This is a genomic window from Pseudonocardia lacus (assembly GCF_018531445.1).
In the GTDB taxonomy this organism is placed as follows: domain Bacteria; phylum Actinomycetota; class Actinomycetes; order Mycobacteriales; family Pseudonocardiaceae; genus Pseudonocardia; species Pseudonocardia lacus.
Window position 1 is genome coordinate 1 of sequence record NZ_JAHDTH010000024.1, and the last position, 15,682, is coordinate 15,682.

The following is a 15,682-nucleotide window of genomic DNA, read 5'->3' on the forward strand; positions in this document are numbered from 1 at the left end:
CTTCACCCGGCTCACCCGGCCGTCCGCGCCCAGCTCGACCCGGTGCACGACGGTCCCGCGCCAGCCCTCGACGATGCCCACTCCGGACGCTTGCGCGGCCGGAGTGGGCAGCGTCGGGCCGGGCGGGGCGCCGGCGGGGCCCCAGCCGGGGCCGCCGACCGGCCGCGGCGGCGACCGCGCCCCCTGCTCCGGAGCCCACCCCGCCGGTCGTCGAGGCGCCGGAGCCGCCCGCCGAGGACGACGGGCCCGCCGACGACGCCGACCGCGATCTCGGGGCCCTGGTGGCCCGCACGCTCGCCGGCCTGCAGCGCCACACCGACGGCCCGGTGCTCGCGTCCCGGGTGAAGCGGGCGATCCTGCGCAAGGACCCCACCTTCGACGAGGCCGACCACGGCTTCCGCAACTTCTCCGAGCTGCTGCGCCGCCTGGAGACCGAACGGGTGGTCGAGCTGCGCCCGGGCACCGCCCAGGGCGACCCCGAGGTGACCTTCCCGCAGGGCGAGTCGGCCGAGGCCGCGGAGGCGGCGGCGTTCCGGCTGCTGGTGGACGTGATCACCCGGCTGCGCACGCCCCAGTCGCGCCCCCAGCTGAGCGGGTTGAAGAACCAGCTGCGCAAGCGCGAGCCGGGGTTCAGCGAGAAGCGCTACGGCTTCAACAGCTTCTCGGCGTTCGTGCGGGCCGCCCGCGCCCGCGGCCTGGTCACCATGGACTGGGACGAGGACACCGGCGACTACCTGCTGGACGTGCCGGCCTAGCCGCACGACCGGCCGCGTGCCGCTCGCCGGCCCGGCGCGGCGATGTCGTGACCGTCTTCGCAGGGGCGGCGCGGTCCTCGCAGGTGCCGTGCACCCTGCGCCGACCACGCCGCCCCTGCGAAGACTGTGAGGCGGGGTGGGGTGGGGTGGGGCGGGGGGCGGGGTGGGGGCGACGGACTAGGACGCGGGCTTCGACTCGGGCTGGTCCAGCAGGCGCAGCCAGCTGCCGTCGGGCTGGCGGCGCACCACCTGCGCGCGGATCCCGGTGCCGTCCCTGGCCGGGGTCGAGGTGAGCGCGATGTCGCCGCTGACCAGGGTGGGCAGCGGGTCCTCCGGCTCGAAGCGCGGCGACTGCGCCAGCACCTTCTCCCACAGCTCCCGGATCGCCTCCCGGCCGACCGTCCGCTCGCCGGGCGGGAAGGCCATCACGGCGTCCGGCTCGTAGAGCGCGGCGATGCCGGCGGCGTCCCCGGCGTTGGCGCGCTCGACGAACAGCCGGGTGAGGTCCTCGGGGGTGCGGGCCTTCTCCTGGGGGGCCACGTTCGATCATCTCCTCGGTGTCGCGTTCTCGGACACCTCCACCGTGCGCCACACCGAGTCAGAAGTCCAACAGATGAATCGTCTCGGAGCTAGAATCAGCGGTTATGGAGCTGCGGCAGCTGGAGTACTTCGTGGCGGTGGCCGAGGAGGCCGGCTTCACCCGGGCCGCCGACCGCGTGCACGTCAGCCAGCCCGGGGTCAGCGCCCAGGTCCGCCAGCTGGAGCGCGAACTGGGTGCGCCCCTGTTCGACCGCTCGGGCCGCGCCACCACGCTGACCCAGGCCGGTGCGGCGGCGCTGGCGCACGCCAGGGCCGCCCTGGCCGCCGCGGCCGCGCTCCGCGCCGCGGTGGACGACGTCAACGGCCTCGTCCGCGGCCGCCTCGTCGTCGGGATGGTCACCGCCTGCGAGGTGACCCCGCTGTTCGAGGCCCTCGCGGCGTTCCACCGCGCCCACCCGGGCATCGAGCTGAGCCTGCTGGAGGACAACTCCGACCGGCTGGTGGAGCGCGTGCGGACCGGGGACGCCGACCTCGCCCTCGTCGGCGTCGACGGCGACCCACCGGCCGGGCTGGCGTCCTTCACCGTCGTGCGCGAGCGCCTGGTCGCCGCTGTCCCCGCCGGCCACCCGCTGCTCGACGAGGACCCGCTGACGCTGGCCGGGGTGGACCGGCACCCGGTCGTCTGCCTCCCGGTGGGCACCGGCATCCGCGCGGTCTTCGACCGCGCCTGCGCCGAGCGCGGCCACCGCCCCGCCGTCGCGCTGCAGGCCGCGGCCCCCGGCGCCGTGCTCGACCTGGCCCGCCGCGGCCTCGGGGTGGCGATCCTGTCCGAGTCGATGGTCGAGGAGGGCGCCGGCCTGCACCCCCGGCTGATCGACGACGTGCCCGACCCCGCCGTGCTGGCCCTCGTCTGGGCCGACCGGGCCCCGGCCCCGGCACTGCGCGAGTTGCTCGACCACGCCCGCCGGGCCTTCGGCGGCTGAGCGCCGCGCCCTCGCGGTCGTGTGCGGCGCGATCTGCCCGCTCCTCGCGTTCGCGATGGCCCAGGGCGATCCGCGAGGTCCGTCCAGAGCCCGCGGGCCCCCTCCACGACAGCTACGACCGGGTGATCCCGGGCCCGGTCGCGAGCAATCGATCGGCCGCGTCCCACGCCGGGGTGTTGCCGGCCGGCTCGTAACGCATGACGTCCTGGGTCCGTCGCACCAACCCGCGCAGCTCGCCCAGCCCGCCCGACACCGCGCCCAACGCCCGCCCCTGCACCAGCGCGTTCCCCAACGCCGCCGCCTCGACCGGCCCGGCCAGCACCGGCAACCCGCACGCGTCCGCGGTGAGCTGGCAGAGCAGCGCGTTGCGGGCACCGCCGCCCACCACGTGCACCACATCGACCTCCCGCCCGGACAGCGCGGCCGCCGCCCGCACCGTGCGCCGGTGCGCCAGCGCCAGGCTGTCCAGCACGCAGCGCACCACGGCGGCCCGCCCGGACGGCACCGGCTGGTCGAGTGCCGAGCAGGCGGCGACGATGCGCGCCGGCATCCCCCCGGGCGCGATGAACGCCGGGTCCCCCGCGTCGACCACCGGCCCCGGACCGGGCACGTCGGCCGCGGCGGCGAGCAGCGGCCCCAGCTCGGGCTCCCCCCACTCCCGCAGGCACTCCTGCAGCAGCCACAGCCCCATCACGTTGCGCAGGTAGCGCACCGTCCCGTCGACGCCGAGCTCGTTGGAGAAGTTGGCGGCGCGCCCGGCCTCGGTCAGCACCGGTGCGGCCAGCTCCACGCCGACCAGCGACCACGTCCCGGTGCAGACGTAGGCGAACCGGTCCCCCTCGGCGGGCACCCCGACCACGGCCGACGCGGTGTCGTGCGAGCCGACGGCCAGCAGCGGCACCGGGCCGGGCAGCCCGGTCTCGGCGAGCACGTGCTCGGCCAGCTCCCCGATCCGCTGCCCCGGCTCGACCAGCGGCGCGAACAGGCCGGGGTCGATGCCGGCGCGGCGCATGACGTCCGCGGCCCAGTGCCGGCGGCGGGTGTCGAGCAGGCCGGTGGTGGAGGCGTTGGTGACCTCGGTGACGCGGGCGCCGGTGAGCCAGTACCCGAGCAGGTCGGGGATCAGCAGCAGCCCGCGGGCCGCGGCGAGCTGGGCCGTCCCGGCCGCGGCGACCAGCTGGTAGATCGTGTTCAGCGCGAGCACCTGCACACCGGTGGTGGCGTACAGCTCGGCCGCCGACAGCGTCCGGTGCAGCCGCTCGGGGACGCCGTCGGTGCGGGAGTCGCGGTAGTGCACCGGGTTGCCCAGCAGGGCGCCGTCGGCGTCGAGCAGCCCGTGGTCGACGGCCCAGGAGTCGATGCCGACCCCGTCGACGTCCCCGGCGGCGCGCAGGCCGTCGAGCACGCCGCGGTGCAGCGCGAGGACGTCCCAGTGCAGGGTGGCGCCGAGGCGCACCGGCCGGTTGCGGAACCGGGCGACCTCGGTGAGATCCAGCCGGTCCGGGCCGATCCCGGCGGCCATCACCCGCCCGCTGGACGCCCCCAGGTCGATGGCCGCGACCCTCATACGGCCACGAACTCCAGGCCCACGAGTTCGGCCACCGCGGCCAGTTCGCCCGCCCGGTGCCCGGTGCCCAGGGCCCAGTGGTGGTCGACCCCCGATGCGCTCCAGGCGTCGGTCCACTCCCCCGGGTCGACCCCGAAGTCGACCCGCGAGGTCGTGTTGCCGATCGCCAGGTGCGGCCCGTCGACCACCTCGCCCTCGGCGGTGACCAGCACGAACCGCCCGTCGCGGCGCTGGCCGAGCCCGCACAGGGTGACCGGCCCGTGGCGCACGTCGAACTCGACCGACACGCCCCAGCCGCGCTTGCCGTGGTAGACCCCGAGCCCGCGCAGCACCGGCCGACCCGAGCTGATGCCCAGGTGGGCGGGTCCGTCGTGGCCCATCTCGACCACGCCCGCGGTGAAGTCGAGCGCCTGCAGCTCGGTGAACGAGCCGCCGGCGCCGAGGCGGTCCATGACCAGCATGGCGATCGAGTTGCGCAGCTCGTACTCCCCCGCCGCCGGCACGCCCCGGGCGGTCAGCAGCGACGCGCCCAGGATCAGCCCGGCGCCGAGGCGCTCGTGCTGCTCGCCGTCGAGGCCGCGGTGGTAGTAGGCCAGCGAGTCCAGCGCGAAGTCCTCGACGAGCCGGTCGAGCCCGACCGAGACCCGCGCGCCCCAGGCCAGGTCGTCCGGGTCGACGCCGGCGTCGACGTCGAAGACCGCGCGGGTGAGCGCGACCCGCTCGTCGACCTCGGCGGCGGTCGCGGCGGCGGCCCGCACCCGCAGGTCGTCGATCTCCAGCACCTCGACGTGCCCGCCGAGCTGGGTGGACACCGAGGTCAGGTCGGTGGAGACGTCCAGCATCCCCGGGTAGAGGTGGCCCATCAGGCCGTGCCGGGCGTGCCGCAGGGCGCCGCGCACCCCGGCCGCGCGCACCCAGCGGGCGATCCGCGCCCAGGCCCGCTCGTCGGACAGGAACCCCGACACCGACCGGAACGCCACCCCGGCCCGCTCGAACGCGTTGGCCATCTCCGGCAGCGGGCAGGCCCCGCAATAGGCCAGCCACGCGCCGGTGTCGAAGCTGGCGTGGTCCATCCGCTCGGTGGGCTGCAGGTTGATCAGCAGCACCGGGGCGCCGCTGCGCTGGGCCACCGGGACCAGCATCGACGCGGTCATGTAGGTGGTCAGGAAGCCGACGATCAGGTCGCAGCCGGCCACCCGCAGCCGCTCGGCGGCCGCGGCGCCCTCCTGGGCGTCGGAGATGAACCCGACGTCGACGACGTCGACCCCGCCCAGCTCCGCCATGCGCTCGGACACCCGGGCGGCCGAGCGCCGCAGTTGCGGGAGCAGGTCGGGGAACTGCGGCCAGTAGGCGCCCAGCCCGCCGGCGACCAGGCCGACGGTGGTGCGGCGCGGGGTGACGCGCTGCAGGCCGGGGGTGTCGAGGATGCTGGTCACGGCTCTCCCTACCGCAGGAACGCGGCCGCGACGCCGCTGTCGACGGGCACGTGCAGGCCGGTGGTCCGGGACAGCTCGCCCGCGGTGATCGCGAACACCGCGGCGGCCACGTGCTCGGGCAGGACCTCGCGTCCGAGCAGCGTGCGCTTGGCGTAGAAGGCACCCAGCTCGTCCTCGGGCACGCCGTAGACCTCGGCCCGCTTCGCGCCCCAGCCGCCCGCGAAGATCCCGGACCCGCGCACCACGCCGTCGGGGTTGATCCCGTTGACCCGGATGCCGTGCCGGCCCAGCTCGGCGGCCAGCAGCCGCACCTGGTGGGCCTGGTCGGCCTTGGTGGCCCCGTAGGCGATGTTGTCGGGCCCGGCGAACAGCGAGTTCTTGCTGGAGATGTAGACGATGTCACAGGGGATGTCGTTGTCGATGCCCTGCTCGATCATCGCCGCGGCCGCCGCGCGGGAGACCAGGAACGAGCCCTTGGCCATCACGTCGTGCTGCAGGTCCCAGTCGGCGAGAGTGGTCTCCAGCAGCGGCTTGGAGATCGACAGCCCGGCGTTGTTGACCACCAGGTCGACCCCGCCGAAGGCCAGCGCGGCCGCGTCCACGGCCGCCCGGACGGCGTCCTCGTCGGACACGTCGGCGCCGACGCCAACGGCGACGTCGGTCCCCCCGATCTCGGCCGCCGCGGCGGCGGCCCTGTCGGCGTCGAGATCGGCGACCACGACGCAGGCGCCCTCGGCGGCCAGCCGGGCGGCGGTGGCCTTCCCGATGCCCGACGCGGCCCCGGTGACCAGCGCGATGCGCCCGGCCAGCGGCCGGGGCGCCGGCATCCGCTTGAGCTTGGCCTCCTCCAGCGCCCAGTACTCGATGCGGAACTTCTCCGACTCCGGGATCGGGGCGTAGGTCGAGATCGTCTCCGCGCCGCGCATCACGGTGATGGCGTTGACGTAGAACTCGCCGGCGACCCGCGCGGTCTGCTTGTCGGCCCCGAAGCTGAACATGCCCACGCCCGGGACCAGCACGATCGCCGGGTCGGCCCCCCGCATGGGCGGCGAGTCGGGGTCGGCGTGGCGCTCGTAGTAGGCCCGGTAGTCCGCGCGGTAGGCCGCGTGCAGCTCGCGCAGCCGGGCGACCGCCTCCGCCAGCGGGGCGCTCGCCGGGAGGTCGAGCACCAGCGGCCGGACCTTCGTGCGCAGGAAGTGGTCCGGGCAGGAGGTGCCCAGCGCGGCCAGCGGGGCGAGCTTCTCCCGGCCCAGGAACTCCAGCACCGCGTCGGTGTCGGTGAAGTGCCCGACCTGGCGGCGGTCGGTGCTGGCCAACCCGCGGACGACGGGGGCGAGCGCCGCGGCGCGGGCGCGCCGCTCGGCGTCCGGCAACGCGCCGTAGCCCGGCCGCTCGGGACCGAACGGGTGCGCGGCGCCGGCCGCGCGGGCGTCGATGAACGCCTGCGCCGTGCGGATGATCTCCATCGAGTTGCGCTCGCACTCCTGGCTGGTCGCGCCCCACGCGGTGATCCCGTGCCCACCCAGGACCACCCCGATGGACCGCGGATGGGCCCGGGCGACCGCGGCGATGTCCAGCCCCAGCTGGAAGCCCGGACGCCGCCACGGCACCCAGACCACCCGGTCGCCGAAGATCTCCTTCGTGAGCGCCTCGCCGTCGGCCGCGGTGGCCACCGCGATGCCGGCGTCGGGGTGCAGGTGGTCGACGTGCGGCGCGTCGACCAGCCCGTGCATGGCGGTGTCGATCGAGGGCGCGGCGCCCCCGCGACCGTGCAGGCAGTAGTCGAACGCGGCGACCATCTCGTCCTCGCGCTCGACGCCCGGGTACACGGCGGGCAGCGCGCGCAGCCGGTCGAGGCGCAGCACCGCGAGCCCGGACGCGGTGAGGGTGCCCAGGTCGCCGCCGGAGCCCTTGACCCACAGCAGGTCGACCGGGCCGCCGGTCACCGGGTCGGTGGCGCTGCCCTTGGCCGAGGTGTTGCCGCCGGCGTAGTTGGTGGTGGTCGGGTCGGCGCCGAGCCGGTTGCTGCGCTCGAGCAACTCCTGGACGGTGGCGTGGCTCATGGTTCCTCCCGCTGTCGTGGGTCCGGCCGGTTCAGGAAAGCCACGTTCAGGTCCGCTGCGGGCAGCATCGTGGCTTTCCTGAACGTCGGGGCGGGCCGGGTCAGGCGCCCCATCCGGCCTGCGTGCCGCCGACGCGCTCGGCCACGATCCGCTCCTGGTATCCGGAGCGCCGGTAGGCGCCGATGGGGTCGGGGTCCAGGCCCGTCTCCTCGCGCAGCGCGCGCAGCAGCGGGCGCACATCGGTCGAGTAGGCGTCCATCAGCACCTCGTTCGCGCCCAGCACGTCACCGGCCGACTGCGCGGCGGCCAGCGCCCCGGCGTCGACCAGCAGCGCCTTCGCCGTGGCCTCCTGCACGTTGAGCACCGAGCGGATGATCGCCGGGATCTTCGCCTCGATGTTGTGGCACTGGTCGAGCATGTAGGCGATCGGCGCCCCGCCTGCGCTGTAGCCGGCGCCCAGCGCGTCGGCCGAGACGATCTCGAACAGGATCCGGAACAGCTGGAACGGGTCGGCCGCGCCGACCATCAGGTCGTCGTCGGCGTAGAAGCGGGAGTTGAAGTCGAACGCCCCCAGCCGCCCGGCGCGCAGCAGGAACGCCACGATGAACTCGATGTTCGTGCCGGGCGCGTGGTGGCCGGTGTCGATGCAGACCGTGGCCTTCGGCCCCAGCTCGAGGCAGTGCGCGTACGAGGTGCCCCAGTCGGGCACGTCGGTGGTGTAGAAGGCCGGCTCGAACAGCTTGTACTCCAGCAGCATCCGCTGGTCGTCGCCGAGGCGGTCGTAGACCTCGCGCAGCGCGGCGGCCAACCGGTCCTGGCGGGCGCGGATGGAGTCCTGGCCGGGGTAGTTGGTGCCGTCGGCGAACCACAGCTTGAGGTCGCGGCTGCCGGTGGCGTCCATGATGTCGACGCACTGCAGCAGGTGGTCGGTCGCCTTGCGGCGCACGCCGGGATCGGGGTTGGTGACCGAGCCGAGCTTGTAGTCGTCGTCCTGGAAGACGTTGGCGTTGATCGTGCCGATGCCGATGCCGTGGTCGCCGGCGAACGCGGCCAGGGCGCCGTAGTCGTCGACGCGGTCCCACGGGATGTGCAGCGCGACGGTCGGGGCGACCCCGGTGAACCGGTGCACGGTCGCGGCGTCGGCGAGCTTCTCCCACGGGTCGCGCGGCACGCCGGGCTGGGCGAACACCTTGAACCGGGTGCCGGAGTTGGCGTAGGCCCACGACGGGGTCTCGATGCACTGCTCGCGCAGCGCCCGCCGGGCGACCGTTCCTCGGTCCGTCACGTCCCCATCTCCGTTCGCGCCAGCTGGTCCTCCAGGTGGAAGACCTCCTCCAGGACCTCGAAACCCCCGTCCGGCGGCCCGCCGTCCAGGCCGGTGAAGAACGGGGCCATCTCGGCCTGCCAGCGGGTGTTCACCCCGGTGGCGGCCATCGCCCGCCGCGCGGCGGCCAGGTCGTCGGCCTCGACGTAGCCGACGAGCAGGCCGTCGGCGCGCAGGTGCAGCGAGTAGTTGCGCCAGCCGGTGTCGCGCAGCGCGGCGAGCATCTCCGGCCAGACGGCGCGGTGGCGCTCCCGGTACTCGTCGAGCCGGTCGGGCCGGACCTGGAGCAGGAAGCAGTAGCGCACGTGAACCCCCTGGTTCCGGGGCCGACCGGCGCGCCGGCCGGCCCCGGAGCGGTCAGAAGTCGAACTGGTCGATGTTGCTCGCGTCGAACACCGTGGGCGGCCCGAGCACGACCTCGCCGCCGGCGCCGATCGTGTACTCGCCGAGCTTGCCGGCGCTGAACGTCTCGCCCTCGGCGCCGGTGATCTGCCCCGAGGCCAGCGCGGCGCCCGCGTAGCCGGCCAGGTAGCCGATGTCGGCCGGGTTCCACAGCGCGAACTGGGCGACGGTGCCGTCCTTGACGAACTCGCGCATCTGGTTGGGCAGGCCCAGCCCGGTGACCGCGACCCGGCCCTTGTACTCCGAGCCGGAGATGTAGCGCGCCGCCGCGGCGATGCCGACGGTGGTCGGCGCGACGATGACCTTCAGGTTCGGGTGGGTCGCCAGCAGGCCCTGGGCCTCCTGGAAGGACTTCTGGTCGTCGTCGTTGCCGTAGACGGTGGCCACGAGCTGGAGCCCGGAGTTCTCCGGCTTCTGCAGCTCCTGCTCCACCACCTCGATCCAGGCGTTCTGGTTGGTGGCGTTCGGGGTGGCCGACAGGATCGCGATCTCGCCCTGCCCACCGGCCAGCGTGCTGGCCATCTGCACCAGCCCCTGCCCGATGCCCTCCGTGGTGGCCTGGTTGATGAACACGTCGCGGCACTCCGGGGCCGCGTCGGAGTCGAACGAGACGACCTTGATGCCGGCGTCGCGGGCCTGCTGCAGCGACGGGCACACCGCGTTGGCGTCGTTGGCCGCGATGGTGATGACGTCCTGCTGCTGCTGGATCAGCGTGTTGATGTAGCTGACCTGCGACGAGGCGCTGGCGTCGTTCGGGCCGACGAGCTTGTACTCGCCCTTGAGCTCGGTGACGGCCTCCTCGCCGCCACCGGTCTCCACGTCGCTGTAGGGGTTGTTCAGCTGCTTGGGCAGGAAGGCGATCTTGAGGCCCTCCCTGGTCGGGGCGTTCGGGTCGGCGGTGGCCGCGGGCTCGCCGGCGGGGCCGGGCTGCTCGGCCTCCACGCTGTCGCGGGTGGTGCCGCCGCAGGCGGCCAGGCCGAGCACGACGACGGCGCCGAGGGCCACGGGCGCGACGGTGCGCCGCAGGTGTCGGATCATCGGACTTCCTCTCATGAGGACCGGACGGAGGTCGAGGGGACGGACGGGGACGTCGTCGGCGGCGGATCGGAGGGCTCGCCCGCGGCGGGCGGGGTGGGACCGCCGCGGCGACGGAGCAGGGCCGAGCGGATCGCGCCGGCCGCGTTGGGGGCGATCACCGAGACGATCAGCAGCAGCCCGGTGACCACGGTGAGCGCCTCGGTGGACACGTCGGCCAGGCGCAGGGCGTTCTGCAGCGCGGCCAGCAGGGTGGCGCCGGCGACGACGCCCCACAGCGTGCCGCGTCCGCCGAAGATCGACACGCCGCCGAGCAGCACGGCCGCGACCACGGCGAGTTCCAGGCCCGAGCCGTTGTCGGCGCGGGCGCTGGCGTAGCGCAGCGTCCACAGCACGCCGGCCAGCGCCGAGACGCCACCGGTGAGCACGTAGAGCCAGAACTTGGTGCGCGCGACCCGGATGCCGGCGAAGCGGGCGGCGTCGACACCCGCGCCCATGGTGAACAGCGAGCGCCCCACCGGGGTCGCGTGCAGGACCACCGCGAACACCACCGACAGCACCAGCAGGGGCAGCAGCAGGTTGGGCAGGCCGAGGGTGCGGCCGGTGACCAGGCTCGTGTAGGCGCCCGGGAACTGCGCGACCGCGGCGTCGCCGAGCACCACCAGCGCCAGGCCGCGGTAGAGCGCCAGCGTGCCGATGGTGACCGCCAGCGACGGCAGCCCGAACACCGTCACGAACAGCCCGTTGACCGCGCCCAGGACCAGCCCGAGCAGCAGGCACAGCGGGATGATCGTCTCGATCGGCAGCCCGCCCTGCCACATCGCGCCCATCACCGCGCTGGACAGCCCGAGCGTGCTGGCCACCGACAGGTCGATCTCGCCGGTGACCACGACCAGCGTCATCGGCAGCGCGATGAGCAGGATCGGGGCCAGGTCGAGCACCAGGAACGACAGGTTGCGCCCGGTGGCGAAGTTGTCCACGGTCAGCGCGGCGACGACCAGGAACGCCACCAGCAGCGCGATGATCGCGCGGTCCCAGCCGGCGAGCCGCCGGATCACGGCACGGTTGCCGACGCGCTCAGCCACGGTGGGCCTCCCTGCGGCGCAGCCGGGCGGCCACCCTGGCGGCGACGGCACGGTCGGTGCCGATGGCGGCCAGGATGAGCGCGCCGACGATGGCGCCCTGCCAGAACTGGTCGATGGCCAGCACCGGCAGCGCGCTGCCGATGGTGGTGAGCAGCAGCGCGCCGACCGCCGCGCCGTAGACGGTGCCGCTGCCGCCGAACACCGCCACCCCGCCGACCACGACGGCGGCGACGACCTCCAGCTCGTCGCCGGTGCCGGAGGCGGCGTCGACGGTGCCGAACCGGGCCGCGAACAGCACCCCGGCCAGCCCGGCCAGCGCGCCGCTGACGGTGAACGCGACCAGCAGCCGCCGCCCCACCGGCACCCCGGCCAGTACGGCGGCGCGCGGGTTGGAGCCCATCGCGTACAGCTCGCGCCCGGATCGGTAGCTGCGCAGCGCGAACCCGGCGACCAGCACCACCGCCAGGGCGATGAGCAGCAGCCAGGGCACACCGAGCAGGGTCGCCGTGCCGAAGCCCAGGAACGCCGGGGGCAGCTCGTCGGCGTTGATCTGCTGGCCGCCCGCCCAGAAGAAGCAGACGCCCCGGTAGACGTAGAGGGTGCCCAGCGTGACCACCAGCGCGGGCACGTTGCCGAAGCGCACCAGCGCCCCGTTCACCAGCCCGCACAGCCCGCCGACCAGCGTGCCGACCAGCAGCGCCAGCACGACGGGCGTCCCCGGCGCGGCCTGCAGCAGCGATCCGGTCGCGAACGCCGAGAGCCCGAGCACCGAGCCGACCGACAGGTCGATGTTGCGGGTGATCACCACGACGGTCTGCCCGACGGCCAGCACGACCAGGATGGCCGCGCCCAGCGCCAGGTCGCGCACGCTCTGCGCGGACAGGAACCGCGGGTTGACCGCGGTGGTCACCACCACCAGCGCCGCGAGCGCGAGCACGATGCCCAGCTCGCGGGCCCGCAGCAGGACGGCCACCCGCGACGCGGCGGTCTTGTCGGGCGTCCGCCCGGCGGGCTCGGCCGTCTCCTGCGGCGCGGTCACGCAGCCACCTCCTGCCCCGTGGCCGCGCGCATCACGCTCTCCTCGTCGGCCCGGTCGCGCGGGATCTCGGCCACCAGCCGGCCCTCGCGCATCACCAGCACGCGGTCGGCCATGCCCAGCACCTCGGGCAGCTCGGAGGACACCATCAGGACCGCCACCCCGTCGGCGGCGAGGTCGGACATCAGCCGGTGCACCTCCGCCTTGGTGGCGACGTCGATGCCGCGGGTGGGCTCGTCGACGATCAGCACCCGCGGCGCCGTGGACAGCCACTTGGCCAGCACGACCTTCTGCTGGTTGCCGCCGGAGAGCCGGGCCACGGGGTCGTCGAGATCGGCGTACTTGGTCCGCAGCCGGGCGGTCCACTCGCGCGCCGCGCGCCGCTCGGTCCCGCCGAGCAGCAGCCCGAAGCGGGCCAGCGAGCGCCAGCGGGTGGCCGTGGCGTTGCGCGCGACCGAGGCCTCCAGCACCAGGCCCTGCTGGCGGCGGTCCTCGGGGACGAGCGCGACGCCCGCGGCCATCGCGGCGCGCGGGTCGCCCGCGCGCAGTTCGCGCCCGCCGACCCGGACGACCCCGCTGTCGCGGGGGTCGACGCCGAAGACCGCCCGCACGACCTCCGAGCGCCCGGCGCCGACCAGCCCGGCCAGCGCCACGATCTCCCCGGCGCGGACCTCGAACGAGACCCCGGAGAACAGCCCGCGCCTGCCGAGGCCCTCGACCGAGAGGAGCACGTCGCCGGTGGGCACCTCGCGCTTGGGGAACAGCGCCGACAGCGGGCGCCCGACCATCCGGCGGACCATCTCGTCGACGGTCAGCTCCCCGATGGGGTCGCTGGAGACGAGCGCGCCGTCGCGCAGCACGGTGACGCGCTGGCAGAGCGCGGTGATCTCCTCGAAGCGGTGGGAGATGAACAGCAGCGCGGCGCCGCCGTCGCGCAGGGTGCGGGCGACGGCGAAGAGCCTGCGCACCTCGACGGGCGACAGCGCCGCGGTGGGCTCGTCCATCACGATGACGCGCGCGTCCAGCGACAACGCCTTGGCGATCTCGACGATCTGCTGGTCGGCGATGGACAGCCCGCGCGCGGGCCGGTCGGGGTCGATCGCCACGCCGAGGCGGTCGAACAGGTCGGCGGCCAGCGCGTTCATCGCGGCCCGGTCGACCCGGCCGAACGAGCGCGTCGGCTGGCGGCCCATCACCACGTTCTCGGCCACGGTCAGGTCCGGGAAGAGCGTGGGCTCCTGGTAGATGACCGCGATGCCGGCGGCCAGCGCCGCGGCCGGGGTGTCGAGCCGCAGCGGGCGGCCGTCGAGCTCGATGGTGCCCGAGTCCGGCCGGTGCACCCCGGCGAGCATCGCCACCACGGTCGACTTGCCCGCGCCGTTCTCGCCCACCAGCGCGTGCACTTCGCCCGCGCGCAGCTCGAGGGACACCCCGCGCACGGCGGCCACGGCACCGAACGACTTGGTGACCGTGCGGACCGCGAGCCGCGGCACCGTCTCGGCGCTCATCCGCCCTCCCCCCGGCTTCTCCGATGAAACGTTTCAAAGAGGTGGCTCCGGACCGTACGGTGACCGGGGACACCCGTCAAGAGCGCGTTATCCGCCAGGCGCGCGCGGCGCTCGGAGCGGAGCGAGCCGGCTCGTGCCGTAGAGTCCGATCACGTTTCACCCAGGGGGGAGGCCGCGGTGTCCGGACCGGGCGCACCGAGCATGAAGGACGTCGCCGCGCGGGCCGGGGTCTCCCTCGGCACCGTCTCCAACGTCCTCAACCATCCCGAGCTGGTCAGCGAGCGCACCCGCAGGCGGGTGCAGGCCGCGATCGACGCGCTCGGCTTCGTGCGCAACGAGTCGGCCCGCCAGCTGCGCGGGGGCGGCAGCCGCACGGTCGCCTACGTGGTCTTCGACGCGGCCAACCCGTTCTTCACCGACGTCGCCGCCGGCGCGCAGGTCACCGCGGACGCCGCCGGCCTGGCGCTGTTCCTGTGCAACAGCGGCGAGGACCGCGAGCGCCAGGCCGCCTACCTCGACCTGCTGGAGCAGCAGCGCGTCGAGGGCGTGCTGATCACCCCGGTCGACCCGGCCGACCCGCGGCTGGCCGCGCTCGCCCGGCGGGGCACGCCCGTGGTCCTCGTCGACCGCGGCGCGGGCGACGAGCACTGCTCGGTCACCGTGGACGACGTCCTGGGCGGCGACCTCGCCGCCACCCACCTGCTCGACCTGGGCCACCGCCGGATCGCGTTCGTCGGCGGGCCGCGCGACATCGGCCAGGTCGCCGACCGCATCACCGGCGCGGAGCGGGCCATCGCCCGCGCCGGCGGCGAGCCGCTGACGGTGCTGGAGACCGAGAAGCTCAACATCGCCGAGGGCCGCCGCGCCGGCGAGCGCTTCGCCGGGCTGCCCGCGACCCGCCGGCCCACCGCCGCGTTCTGCGCCAACGACCTGCTCGCCCTCGGCCTGCTCCAGCAGATGGTGCACCTGGGCCTGCGCGTGCCCGAGGACGTCGCGATCGTCGGCTACGACGACATCGAGTTCGCCGCCGCCGCGGCCGTCCCGCTCACCTCGGTGGCCCAGCCCCGCCAGCGCCTCGGGCGCACGGCCGCCGAGCTGCTGCTGGCCGAGGCGCGCGGCCTGGCCGGCCACACCCACCAGCACATCCTGTTCGCCCCGGAGCTGGTGGTGCGGGCCTCCACGGGCCTGCGCCGGGTGGCCACCACGGTGGCCTGAGGGCTCAGCCGGGCCGCAGCGCGAGCGCGAGGTCGAGCCGGGCGACCGGCCCGAGCAGCACGCCGGCGCCGGGCCGGGCGAGCAGCCGCACCACCTCGTCACGGGTGATCTCACCGCGGGCGTGCAGCAGCGCCCCGGACGGGCCCCACTGCGGCTCGGCGACCTCCAGGCGCAGCGGCACCGCGCAGCGGTCGGTGCCGAGCACGCCCAGCACCAGCCAGCCACCCCGAGGGACGGCCCGCACCGCGCGCGACCGGTAGGTGATCACCGGTCCGGCCGCCGGGTCGAGGACGCCGGCCCGGTCCAGCACCGCGTCGCGACGGGCGCTGCCGGCGGTGAGCGAGGTGGCGTCCACGTCGACCTGCACGGCGCAGCTCGCGAGGTCGTCGCCGACGTCGAGCCGGCCGCGCACGCCCGTGAAGCGCCCCCGCACGGGCAGCAGCCCGCCCACCCGCATCTCCAGCTCCAGCCGGGAGCCCCGGGCGTCGACGGTCCAGCACGTGGTGTCGCCCATGACACCGTGGTCGAGCAGACTCATGGCGGACAGCGTCGCGGCTGCCCGCCGCCGCGTCATCGGCGCAACTACGCAATCGCGGCTACTCCCGTCCGAGTACCCGACGCGGTCCGGCATGCCGGGGGTCGGTCACGCCGCCCGCCGGTCCCGGGAGACGCGGGCGGACCTGCTGGCGCACGTGCGCGCCGCGCTCACCGATCCGTACGGGGACGTGCGCGG

At 75.0% G+C, this 15,682-nt stretch carries 14 protein-coding genes; 3 read left to right on the forward strand and 11 right to left on the reverse strand.

Going from position 1 to position 15,682, the window contains the following annotated elements:
• The first annotated feature begins 281 nt into the window (after positions 1–281).
• Positions 282–755 (forward strand): OST-HTH/LOTUS domain-containing protein, encoded by a 474-nt coding sequence (locus KIK08_RS39650; RefSeq protein WP_308257478.1) that lies wholly within the window; start codon positions 282–284, stop codon positions 753–755.
• Positions 756–932: 177 nt separating this feature from the next.
• On the opposite strand, the gene KIK08_RS07695 is transcribed toward KIK08_RS39650, so the two are convergent.
• Positions 933–1,295, reverse strand: a complete 363-nt coding sequence (locus KIK08_RS07695) for a YybH family protein (protein ID WP_214402318.1) — start codon at positions 1,293–1,295, stop codon at positions 933–935.
• Between the two features lie 104 nt (positions 1,296–1,399).
• Here KIK08_RS07695 and KIK08_RS07700 point away from each other — a divergent pair, with 104 nt between their 5' ends.
• A complete protein-coding gene (locus tag KIK08_RS07700) occupies positions 1,400–2,278 on the forward strand; it encodes a LysR family transcriptional regulator (protein WP_214402319.1) in 879 nt (292 codons plus the stop codon).
• A 112-nt stretch (positions 2,279–2,390) separates the two neighbouring features.
• Here KIK08_RS07700 and KIK08_RS07705 read toward each other — a convergent pair whose 3' ends face one another.
• The 9 genes from KIK08_RS07705 to KIK08_RS07745 all read right to left on the reverse strand — a co-directional run bounded on the left by KIK08_RS07705 (position 2,391) and on the right by KIK08_RS07745 (position 13,734).
• Positions 2,391–3,845: a rhamnulokinase gene (locus KIK08_RS07705; protein WP_214402320.1), complete on the reverse strand. Its 1,455-nt coding sequence runs from the start codon at positions 3,843–3,845 to the stop codon at positions 2,391–2,393.
• A complete protein-coding gene (locus tag KIK08_RS07710; protein ID WP_308257483.1) occupies positions 3,842–5,272 on the reverse strand; it encodes an L-fucose/L-arabinose isomerase family protein in 1,431 nt (476 codons plus the stop codon). Before KIK08_RS07710 ends, KIK08_RS07705 begins: the two co-directional genes overlap by 4 nt.
• 17 nt (positions 5,273–5,289) lie before the next feature.
• Positions 5,290–7,344 (reverse strand): bifunctional aldolase/short-chain dehydrogenase, encoded by a 2,055-nt coding sequence (locus tag KIK08_RS07715; RefSeq protein WP_214402321.1) that lies wholly within the window; start codon positions 7,342–7,344, stop codon positions 5,290–5,292.
• Positions 7,345–7,444: 100 nt separating this feature from the next.
• Entirely contained in the window at positions 7,445–8,629 is a 1,185-nt protein-coding gene (gene rhaI / locus KIK08_RS07720; RefSeq protein ID WP_214402322.1) for an L-rhamnose isomerase, read from the reverse strand.
• Positions 8,626–8,973: an L-rhamnose mutarotase gene (locus KIK08_RS07725; protein ID WP_214402323.1), complete on the reverse strand. Its 348-nt coding sequence runs from the start codon at positions 8,971–8,973 to the stop codon at positions 8,626–8,628. Before KIK08_RS07725 ends, rhaI begins: the two co-directional genes overlap by 4 nt.
• 52 nt (positions 8,974–9,025) lie before the next feature.
• Complete coding sequence (rhaS, locus tag KIK08_RS07730) at positions 9,026–10,108, reverse strand: rhamnose ABC transporter substrate-binding protein (protein ID WP_214402324.1); 1,083 nt, start codon at positions 10,106–10,108, stop codon at positions 9,026–9,028.
• An 11-nt stretch (positions 10,109–10,119) separates the two neighbouring features.
• The gene (locus KIK08_RS07735) at positions 10,120–11,190 is read right to left on the reverse strand and encodes an ABC transporter permease (protein ID WP_214402325.1); all 1,071 of its coding nucleotides are present in this window, start codon (positions 11,188–11,190) and stop codon (positions 10,120–10,122) included.
• A complete protein-coding gene (locus KIK08_RS07740) occupies positions 11,183–12,229 on the reverse strand; it encodes an ABC transporter permease (protein WP_214402326.1) in 1,047 nt (348 codons plus the stop codon). Before KIK08_RS07740 ends, KIK08_RS07735 begins: the two co-directional genes overlap by 8 nt.
• Positions 12,226–13,734 carry a sugar ABC transporter ATP-binding protein gene (locus tag KIK08_RS07745; protein ID WP_214402327.1) on the reverse strand — a complete coding sequence of 503 codons (1,509 nt, stop codon included), beginning with the start codon at positions 13,732–13,734 and terminating at the stop codon, positions 12,226–12,228. The genes KIK08_RS07740 and KIK08_RS07745 overlap by 4 nt, the downstream gene beginning before the upstream one ends.
• 201 nt (positions 13,735–13,935) lie before the next feature.
• Between KIK08_RS07745 and KIK08_RS07750 the strand changes: the two genes are divergently transcribed.
• A complete protein-coding gene (locus tag KIK08_RS07750) occupies positions 13,936–14,949 on the forward strand; it encodes a LacI family DNA-binding transcriptional regulator (RefSeq protein ID WP_214402366.1) in 1,014 nt (337 codons plus the stop codon).
• Between the two features lie 4 nt (positions 14,950–14,953).
• Here the strand turns inward: KIK08_RS07750 and KIK08_RS07755 are convergent, their stop codons facing one another.
• A complete protein-coding gene (locus KIK08_RS07755) occupies positions 14,954–15,487 on the reverse strand; it encodes a YceI family protein (RefSeq protein ID WP_214402328.1) in 534 nt (177 codons plus the stop codon).
• Positions 15,488–15,682: the final 195 nt, after the last annotated feature.

Coding starts and splice junctions, on each gene's coding strand:
- KIK08_RS07705 (WP_214402320.1), bottom strand. CDS start 3,845: ATGAGGGTCGCGGCCATCGACCTGGGGGCGTCCAGCGGGCGGGTGATG.
- KIK08_RS07755 (WP_214402328.1), bottom strand. CDS start 15,487: ATGAGTCTGCTCGACCACGGTGTCATGGGCGACACCACGTGCTGGACC.
- KIK08_RS07700 (WP_214402319.1), top strand. CDS start 1,400: ATGGAGCTGCGGCAGCTGGAGTACTTCGTGGCGGTGGCCGAGGAGGCC.
- KIK08_RS07715 (WP_214402321.1), bottom strand. CDS start 7,344: ATGAGCCACGCCACCGTCCAGGAGTTGCTCGAGCGCAGCAACCGGCTC.
- KIK08_RS07750 (WP_214402366.1), top strand. CDS start 13,936: ATGAAGGACGTCGCCGCGCGGGCCGGGGTCTCCCTCGGCACCGTCTCC.
- rhaS (WP_214402324.1), bottom strand. CDS start 10,108: ATGATCCGACACCTGCGGCGCACCGTCGCGCCCGTGGCCCTCGGCGCC.
- KIK08_RS07745 (WP_214402327.1), bottom strand. CDS start 13,734: ATGAGCGCCGAGACGGTGCCGCGGCTCGCGGTCCGCACGGTCACCAAG.